The organism is Corallococcus sp. CA049B (assembly GCF_003611685.1).
Lineage (GTDB): Bacteria > Myxococcota > Myxococcia > Myxococcales > Myxococcaceae > Corallococcus > Corallococcus coralloides.
Genome location: NZ_RAWC01000101.1, coordinates 22,996 through 29,855 on the forward strand (window position 1 = coordinate 22,996; position 6,860 = coordinate 29,855).

The window sequence follows — 6,860 nt, forward strand, 5'->3', positions numbered from 1 at the left end:
AGGATGATTCCCATGCGCTCCATGCTCCGCTCCCGCCTCCTCCTTCCGCTGGCCCTCGCAGGTGCGCTCGGCTGTGGAGAGGATGAACCCGAAGTCCTGACGGTGGACCTCCCCGTCGTCGCCCGCGTGGGCACGGAGGCGTTCGCCTGTGGAAAGACGTACACGAACGTCGGGACCACGGGGACGACGTACGAGCCCATGGACTTCCGCGTGTACGTCCATGACGTGCGGCTGGTGACGCGTGACGGGAAGGAGGTGCCCGTGACGCTGACCGAGGACGGCACGTGGCAGCACTCGGGCGTGGTGCTGCTGGACTTCGCGAACAAGGACGGGCTGTGCACGCAGGGCACGGAGGGGATGAACGCGTCCATCCAGGGCACGGCGCCCCAGGGTGACTACACGGGCCTGCGCTTCACGCTGGGCATCCCGGAGGACCTGAACCACGGCGACCCCACGACGCTCGGCAAGCCGATGGACGACACGGGCCTGCACTGGAACTGGCAGAGCGGCTTCCTCTTCACGCGCATCGAGGGCCGCACGCAGGGCCTTCCAGAGCACGTCATGCACCTGGGCAGCACGGCCTGCGCGCCGCCGCCCGAGGGCCAGACGCAGGGCACGGCCGGGTGCGCGAACAACAACCGTCCGGAGTTCCACCTGGACGGCTTCGACGTGGCGAAGAACAAGGTGGTGATGGACCTGGGCACGCTCTTCGCGGGCTCCAACCTGGACGTGAACACGCCGGGCACGGCCGCGGGATGCATGTCGTCCCCCACCGACGCGGACTGCGGCCCCTTCTTCGAGCGCCTGGGGCTGGCCTTCGGCGGCCAGGCGGCGAACCCGGCCGCGCAGACCTTCATCCGGGCCGAGTAGCAGGAAGGACGTCCGACGTGGCACGACGACAAGGACAGGCGTGGAAGGCCCTGGCGACGGTGGCGTTGTGGGCCGCGGGCTGCGCGGATCCCTCGGGGCCGACCGAGGAGCCCGCGCCCTACGACTGGCAGCTGCCCGCGGGCTTCCCCAAGCCGCGCGTGCCAGAGGACAACCCCATGTCGGAGGCGAAGGTCCAGCTGGGCCGGCGCCTCTTCTACGACAAGCGCCTGTCGCTGAACGGCACGCAGTCCTGCGGCTCCTGCCACGAGCAGGCCCGGGCCTTCACGGACGGGCGCGTGCACGCGGTGGGCAGCACGGGACAGGCGCACCGCCGCAACGGGCAGGGGCTGGCGAACGTGGCGTACGCGACCAGCCTCACCTGGGCCAACTCCGCGCTCACCACGCTGGAGGCCCAGGCGCTGGTGCCGCTGTTCGGGCGGGAGCCGGTGGAGCTGGGCTTCGCGGATCAACAGGAGGTGTTGCTGGAGCGGCTGCGCGCGGATCCGGACCTGACGGCGCGTTTCGCGGAGGCATTCCCGAACGAGTCCACGCCGGTGTCGCTGGCCACGCTCACGCGGGCGCTGTCCGCGTTCGAGCGGTCGCTCATCTCCGGCACGTCGGCGTATGACCGCTATCTGTACGGCAAGGAGGTGGACGCGCTGAGTCCCGCGGCGAAGCGGGGCTTGCAGCTGTTCCTGTCCGAGCGCCTGGAGTGCGACCACTGCCACTCCGGCTTCAACTTCCAGGACGCGACCGTGCACGAGGCGACGGCGGAGCCGGTGCTGCCGTACCACAACACGGGGCTCTACAACGAGGACGGCCAGGGCGCGTATCCCGCCGGGGACACAGGCCTCTTCGAGATCACGTTCCGTCCAGAGGACATGGGGCGCTTCAAGGCGCCGTCGCTGCGCAACGTGGCGGTCACCGGACCGTACATGCACGACGGCAGCGTGGAGACGCTCTCCGACGTGTTGGACCACTACGCGGCGGGAGGCCGGGCCAGGGCGGCGAACGGCGGACAGCCGAGCCCCCTACAGAGCGCCTTCGTGCGCGGCTTCGAGCTGACGCCCGAGGAGAAGGCGGACGTCATCGCGTTCCTGGAGTCGCTCACGGACACGGCGTTCCTGACCGACCCGCGCTTCGCGGACCCCGCCACCGTGCCGTGAGCCGGTATCGTCATCGGCTGTGATTCAGCCATGGCGATTCCTCGTGCGACGGTGGGTGGTGCTGGCGTGCCTGGCCCTGCTCCTCGCGGGCTGTGCTTCGTCACCGTCCCATGGAGGTACCTGGGGCTACGGCACTGCGGCGGCACGGTCCTCATGGAGGCCGTGGGCTGGAGGGGCCCGGAAGGCTTCCGCTGAGGCCCGTGACGACAAGGGATGGGCCTGTGGCGGTCGAGCCCTGCCGCGAGGCTGGCCCGACCTGGAGCGCAGTGAGCAGCGCCTCGCGCCCTTCCTGGCCTGTGCCTCGCCAGCGGCCTTTGTGGCCATGCAACGGCGGGTGGACATGCCCCGGCTGGTGGAGTCCCTCGATGATTGGGACGCCGTCCGGCTGGGGGCGCTGGGGCCGTTGGACGCGACGGCCTCCGGCATCCTTCAGCGCAAACGTGCCGCCTTCCTTGTCAGCGCGGTCGAGCAGTACGGACCTCCACGCGCGGAGGTGTTCGCCCTCTTCATCCTGCACACCAGCTTTGATGATGAACTGCGCGAGTGGGTCCAGCACCTGGCCCGCGAAAAGCAGCTCGGGGAGACGCTGGGTGGCATGCCCGCCGTGCGCGAGGAGTTGCTGCGCCGGGGATTGAAGGTCACGGCGCATCCGGAGCGGGAAGAGCAAGCCGGTGACGTCCTGCGGGGCCTGGGCCGTGCGGGGCGTGACGCGCTGTCCAGCACCGACGTGAGCGCAGGGGCCCGCTACGTGGAGTTCTCCGCGAAGCGCGCGCAATTGCCGCCGCCGTACCAGGAAGCGCTCGACGCGGTGGAGCGGGCCCTGATGGCAGGGCACTTCTCACCGGGCAACGTGGTGCGAGGTGGCTTCGATCACCTGACGTTCGGCGTCCCGATGGGCTTCTTCCACCTGCTCGCGGGAACGGCCCAGGGTGCAACATCACTGGCGAAGGGCCGGTACGAACAGGCCACACGAGAGCTGGCACCCGCCGCGCTCATGGTGGCGCTGTACGCGGGAGGCAAAGGCGCACGGGCCCTGCGAGGAGAACGGCCCGTCTTCGACCTGGAGGCGCTCAAGGCCGCGGTGGAGCGACTGGAGGACCAGCTCGGAGTGAACGCCACGCGGGAGTTGCTGCGTCAGCTCAGGGCGAGCCGGGAAGGCGCCTTCCTCGCCGCCGAGTGGGGAGAAGCCGGAGCGCTGGCGCTCTACGAGGCCCGGGGCAACCCGGCGAAGGCCCAGGCCCTGCTGGCGGAGGCAAGCCGCGAACGTCCGGGAGCCGCACAGAAGGGCACCGGCAGTTCTGCCCTGTCGAAGGACTTCGCGGGAGTGCCACCAGAGGTCCTGGAGGCACGGCTCGCGCAGGTGGAGTGGGAGGCCACGGGTCCCCGCCTGTCCCGCGATGTGTCCTTCCTGAAGGAGCATCCACCGGAGCGGGATGCACCACCGGGAGCCGAAGGTCACCCGCTCTGGACTGAGTACGTGAGCTATCGCGAGGCGAGGCTCGCGGAGCTGGAACAGGGCACGCCCGCCAGGGGTCCCCTCCGTTGGGAGGGATACCTGGACCTGCGCGGACAGTTCATCCGCGGGCTGATGTTCGAGCGGACCATGGTCGCCCGACTCCGGGCGGATGCGGCACTGCCCCGAGCGCAGCGTCGGTGGCTCAAGGACTTCGATGAACCCCGCATCGAAACGCATGTGGGCATGACGAAGGCGGACCTGCGCTTCGCGGACGCCATGATCGTTGAAACGAAGCCACCGTCAGGGCAACCGCCCCGGATGGAGACCCTCAGCTTCAAGAGCCGTGACATGCATCTGATGGAGACGAAGGGACTCGTCGCGCAGATGGTAGAGGACGCACGTGCAGCCCTTCGGTATTACGGCGAGACCGTGAACATCCGCCGACCTGGGCTCGAGGGAACCGTGCGAATCCAGCGGGTACGCTTGGTGTACGAGGGTGGCCCCATGAAACCCGGTGTGAACACCTTGAGGACCGTGCGGGAGATTCTCAGAGTGAAGCTCCAAGACGTGGAGGTTCAATTTCATGACCAATGACAATCTCCACCTCTCATTCAAAGGGAGCTTCAATGCTCTCGCCGATCCCCAGAATGAGCTGACTCCCTTCCTCGACGCGCTTGAGTCAGGCGCCGGTCCATGGATGCCGGACATCGTCGAGGGGAAACGACGCCGCCGTTACACACACGCGGCGGTCATGAAGGCACTGGCAGAATCGCGAGAGGACCGAAGTGCCCTCGTCGGCCTTTATCGCACGGCAAAGCCAGGGCTGGAGATGACCCTCCTGCTCTCGTTCCCACCTCTGTCGCCATCGATAGACATCTGGGTCGAGGTGAAGTCGCTCGACCTGTTCGGAGCCGAAGCCTGCTGCCGGGCGTTCCTGGAGATGGTCCGCGCATGGGCCCTCCACTACCCCGTCACCTACGCTTCTGCTCACAGCACGGCGGACAAGGAGTTGGCGGACTTCCCCAATTTCGGCCGAGACGACGAGACGACCTTCCAGGACGGCTTCGACAGGGTCTACGAAATCTGCTGGCTCAACGTCTTCGGCGCGAAGCTCGTGGACACCGTCGGCCGCGAGCGCATGCGCACCACGCCCGCCCACCGCGTCGAAGAGCTTCCCGACGGCTCCATCCTCCTCGTCACCTGGCCCACCGCCGCGGACTTCGCCAGCGAAGCCGCTCGCGTCGCCCAGGCCCGCGCATGGGTCCACCTCCGGCCGGACCTCGACTTCGACACGGTGATGGCCACCCTCCGCGAACGAAGCGCGACCCTCGCCCCCGTCGAACCCCGCTTCGCTCCGGACGTCGCCGCGCTGCTCTCACGTCTCCCCGAATACGCATCCCTGGCCCAGCGCCAGCGGCGCATCGCGGAGCTCAACGCCTACGTCCCGCCAGAACCGGACGAGTGGCTCCCGGTGGACGCCGCCCTGCCTCCGGACGTGGCCGACCCGAAGGCCGCCGTCGATCAGTACGCGTCCTTCGCGGAACGCCTCGTGGCGCTGCTCCACACGCCGGTGCCCTCCGTCCTCAAGGGGTCCCCCGAATCCCTGACGGACATCGACGTCCACTTCTGGAAGGAGACCTTCCCGGACACCTTCGAGCGGCACAACATCGATGCCATCGCGGTGCCCGCCGTGGGGGCCTACCTGGGCGAGGTGCTGGTCAAACACCTGGGCGGACAGTGGATCCCCCGCAAGCAATGGATGGAAGCCCAGGTCCGCGTCGGTGATCGCGTCTGGCTGCCCTTCGCCCGCGCCCACCGCTACATGCGCTCCACCCAGTCCCTGTTGGACCACTCCCTCACCCAGCTCTACCGCGTCGCGGAACGCCACGCCCGCTACTGAACCGGCGGCTTGAGGTCGTCCGGCAACCGCTCCAGCGGCGGACGCTCCAACGCTCCCGGCCGCTCCACGCCAGAGGCCGTGCCCGCGTCACCCTGCCCCGTGGGCAACGGCGAGGGCTTGTCCGAACAGCCAGCAAGAACACCGACACACAACACGAAGAGCCAGTGGCGCATGGTCGCTCCTAGTACTTCACCCAGATGACCGTGCCGGGGTGGATCTGCGTGAGCGCGGTGACGCCGGGCTCCTTCTCGATGAGCGCCTGCGTGACGGGGTTGAAGCTGTACGCCTGCGCGCCGGACCAGACGATGAGCGCGTCCTTGAACACGGTCAGGTCGTGCACGTGCTCCTCCACCGTGTACTGGTTCCAGCCCGGCATCCGAGAGGGCAGCAGGTAGAGCGACGGCGCCGGGTTCTCCGAAGGCCCCGTGCCCGCGTCCCCGTCGTGGCTGTGCTCACCGCCCGCCGTGTTCGTCCACTCCACCACCGTCAGCGCGCCGCCTTGTGTGCTGCACGTCTGCGTCGTGGGGAAGAACAGCGCGGTGAACGGCTTCGAGGGCAGCTTCATGCGCAGCCCCAGGTGGAAGAAGTGCGTGTCCGCTGGCTTCACGTTGCCCGGCGGCCGGGTCCACGTCACCGCTGTCACGTTGCCAGAGGCGTCCTTCTCCACCTCGGCCGCGCCGAACACCGAGTCCACCGGGCGCACGTTCGTCACGCCCTCCGGAATCTGGACCCGCAGCTTGTACGTGTCCGCGCCGTCACAGCCGTGGCTCACCGTGATGTCCGCTTCGAAGGTCGCCCCGGCATACGGAGGCGTGGCCCCCGCCACCGCGGCGTGCGCGAAGGCGGACGAGGACAGCAGCGAACCCGCGACGACACACAGCGGCCCCAGGGCAGACTTCATCGGGTGACTCCGGGAAGAAGTGAGCATCCCGGATAGCAGCCACCCGTGGCGCGACCGCTGCGGTCATTTGTCGCAGCGCCCGCGCCGGACATCCTCACGGCAGCGCGATGCGCCCCGGAGCGCCCTGCTCGGTGTGACGGCGGTTGCAGTCCCCGCTGCGCCGCGGCGTGGCCATCCTCCGCGACGTGCCCTCCGGCCCCACCCGCCGGGCATCACCCCGTCCGCGTCATGGAGCCGCCGGGAAGGAACGCGCAGGGACGTGTCGGACCCACCCCGTATCCTCCTCAAACACTCGACAGGCGAATCCAAGAAATTCCATTTTCACTGACAATTCAAAGACACAGTCAGATCCGGGCAATCTCGCCGCGACAGGACGCTCGCGGGAGGCGGACCCATACACTCCGCGTGTTCCCGTCGCATGATCCGATGTGTCACGTTTACACGGACACCCCGCGCACTATCCCGTGAACAAGGGAGGTCCCCGGGTTTCCGACCTTGGGGGTCATTTGAATGTCCCTCCGTTCGCGCGATGAAGTGGCTCACGGCCCAGACGCCCTCCGAATTCCG

General features: G+C 68.5%; 7 protein-coding genes. 5 read left to right on the forward strand and 2 right to left on the reverse strand.

What is annotated here, in order from left to right; translation table 11 throughout:
* The first annotated feature begins 12 nt into the window (after window positions 1–12).
* The 5 genes from D7W82_RS21995 to D7W82_RS22010 all read left to right on the forward strand — a co-directional run bounded on the left by D7W82_RS21995 (window position 13) and on the right by D7W82_RS22010 (window position 5,392).
* Complete coding sequence (locus tag D7W82_RS21995; RefSeq protein ID WP_120620231.1) at window positions 13–870, forward strand: MbnP family copper-binding protein; 858 nt, start codon at window positions 13–15, stop codon at window positions 868–870.
* Between the two features lie 17 nt (window positions 871–887).
* A complete protein-coding gene (locus D7W82_RS22000) occupies window positions 888–2,036 on the forward strand; it encodes a methanobactin export MATE transporter MbnM (protein ID WP_120620228.1) in 1,149 nt (382 codons plus the stop codon).
* 30 nt (window positions 2,037–2,066) lie between these two features.
* Window positions 2,067–2,231, forward strand: coding sequence for a hypothetical protein (locus D7W82_RS40580; RefSeq protein WP_158617706.1), 165 nt, complete (start codon window positions 2,067–2,069; stop codon window positions 2,229–2,231).
* A gap of 127 nt (window positions 2,232–2,358) precedes the next feature.
* On the forward strand, window positions 2,359–4,086 hold the full coding sequence (locus D7W82_RS22005) for a hypothetical protein (protein WP_233587851.1): 1,728 nt from the start codon (window positions 2,359–2,361) through the stop codon (window positions 4,084–4,086).
* 235 nt (window positions 4,087–4,321) lie between these two features.
* Window positions 4,322–5,392 carry a hypothetical protein gene (locus tag D7W82_RS22010; RefSeq protein WP_370451055.1) on the forward strand — a complete coding sequence of 357 codons (1,071 nt, stop codon included), beginning with the start codon at window positions 4,322–4,324 and terminating at the stop codon, window positions 5,390–5,392.
* Here the strand turns inward: D7W82_RS22010 and D7W82_RS40125 are convergent.
* Both D7W82_RS40125 and D7W82_RS22015 read right to left on the reverse strand, forming a co-directional pair.
* Window positions 5,386–5,565, reverse strand: a complete 180-nt coding sequence (locus D7W82_RS40125) for a hypothetical protein (RefSeq protein ID WP_147439455.1) — start codon at window positions 5,563–5,565, stop codon at window positions 5,386–5,388. The two genes, D7W82_RS22010 and D7W82_RS40125, sit on opposite strands and share 7 nt — an antisense overlap.
* 8 nt (window positions 5,566–5,573) lie before the next feature.
* Window positions 5,574–6,293, reverse strand: coding sequence for a DUF1775 domain-containing protein (locus tag D7W82_RS22015; RefSeq protein WP_120620230.1), 720 nt, complete (start codon window positions 6,291–6,293; stop codon window positions 5,574–5,576).
* Window positions 6,294–6,860 lie beyond the last annotated feature (567 nt).

Coding starts and splice junctions, on each gene's coding strand:
- D7W82_RS40125 (WP_147439455.1), bottom strand. CDS start 5,565: ATGCGCCACTGGCTCTTCGTGTTGTGTGTCGGTGTTCTTGCTGGCTGT.
- D7W82_RS21995 (WP_120620231.1), top strand. CDS start 13: ATGCGCTCCATGCTCCGCTCCCGCCTCCTCCTTCCGCTGGCCCTCGCA.
- D7W82_RS22010 (WP_370451055.1), top strand. CDS start 4,322: ATGACCCTCCTGCTCTCGTTCCCACCTCTGTCGCCATCGATAGACATC.
- D7W82_RS22005 (WP_233587851.1), top strand. CDS start 2,359: ATGCAACGGCGGGTGGACATGCCCCGGCTGGTGGAGTCCCTCGATGAT.
- D7W82_RS40580 (WP_158617706.1), top strand. CDS start 2,067: ATGGCGATTCCTCGTGCGACGGTGGGTGGTGCTGGCGTGCCTGGCCCT.
- D7W82_RS22015 (WP_120620230.1), bottom strand. CDS start 6,293: ATGAAGTCTGCCCTGGGGCCGCTGTGTGTCGTCGCGGGTTCGCTGCTG.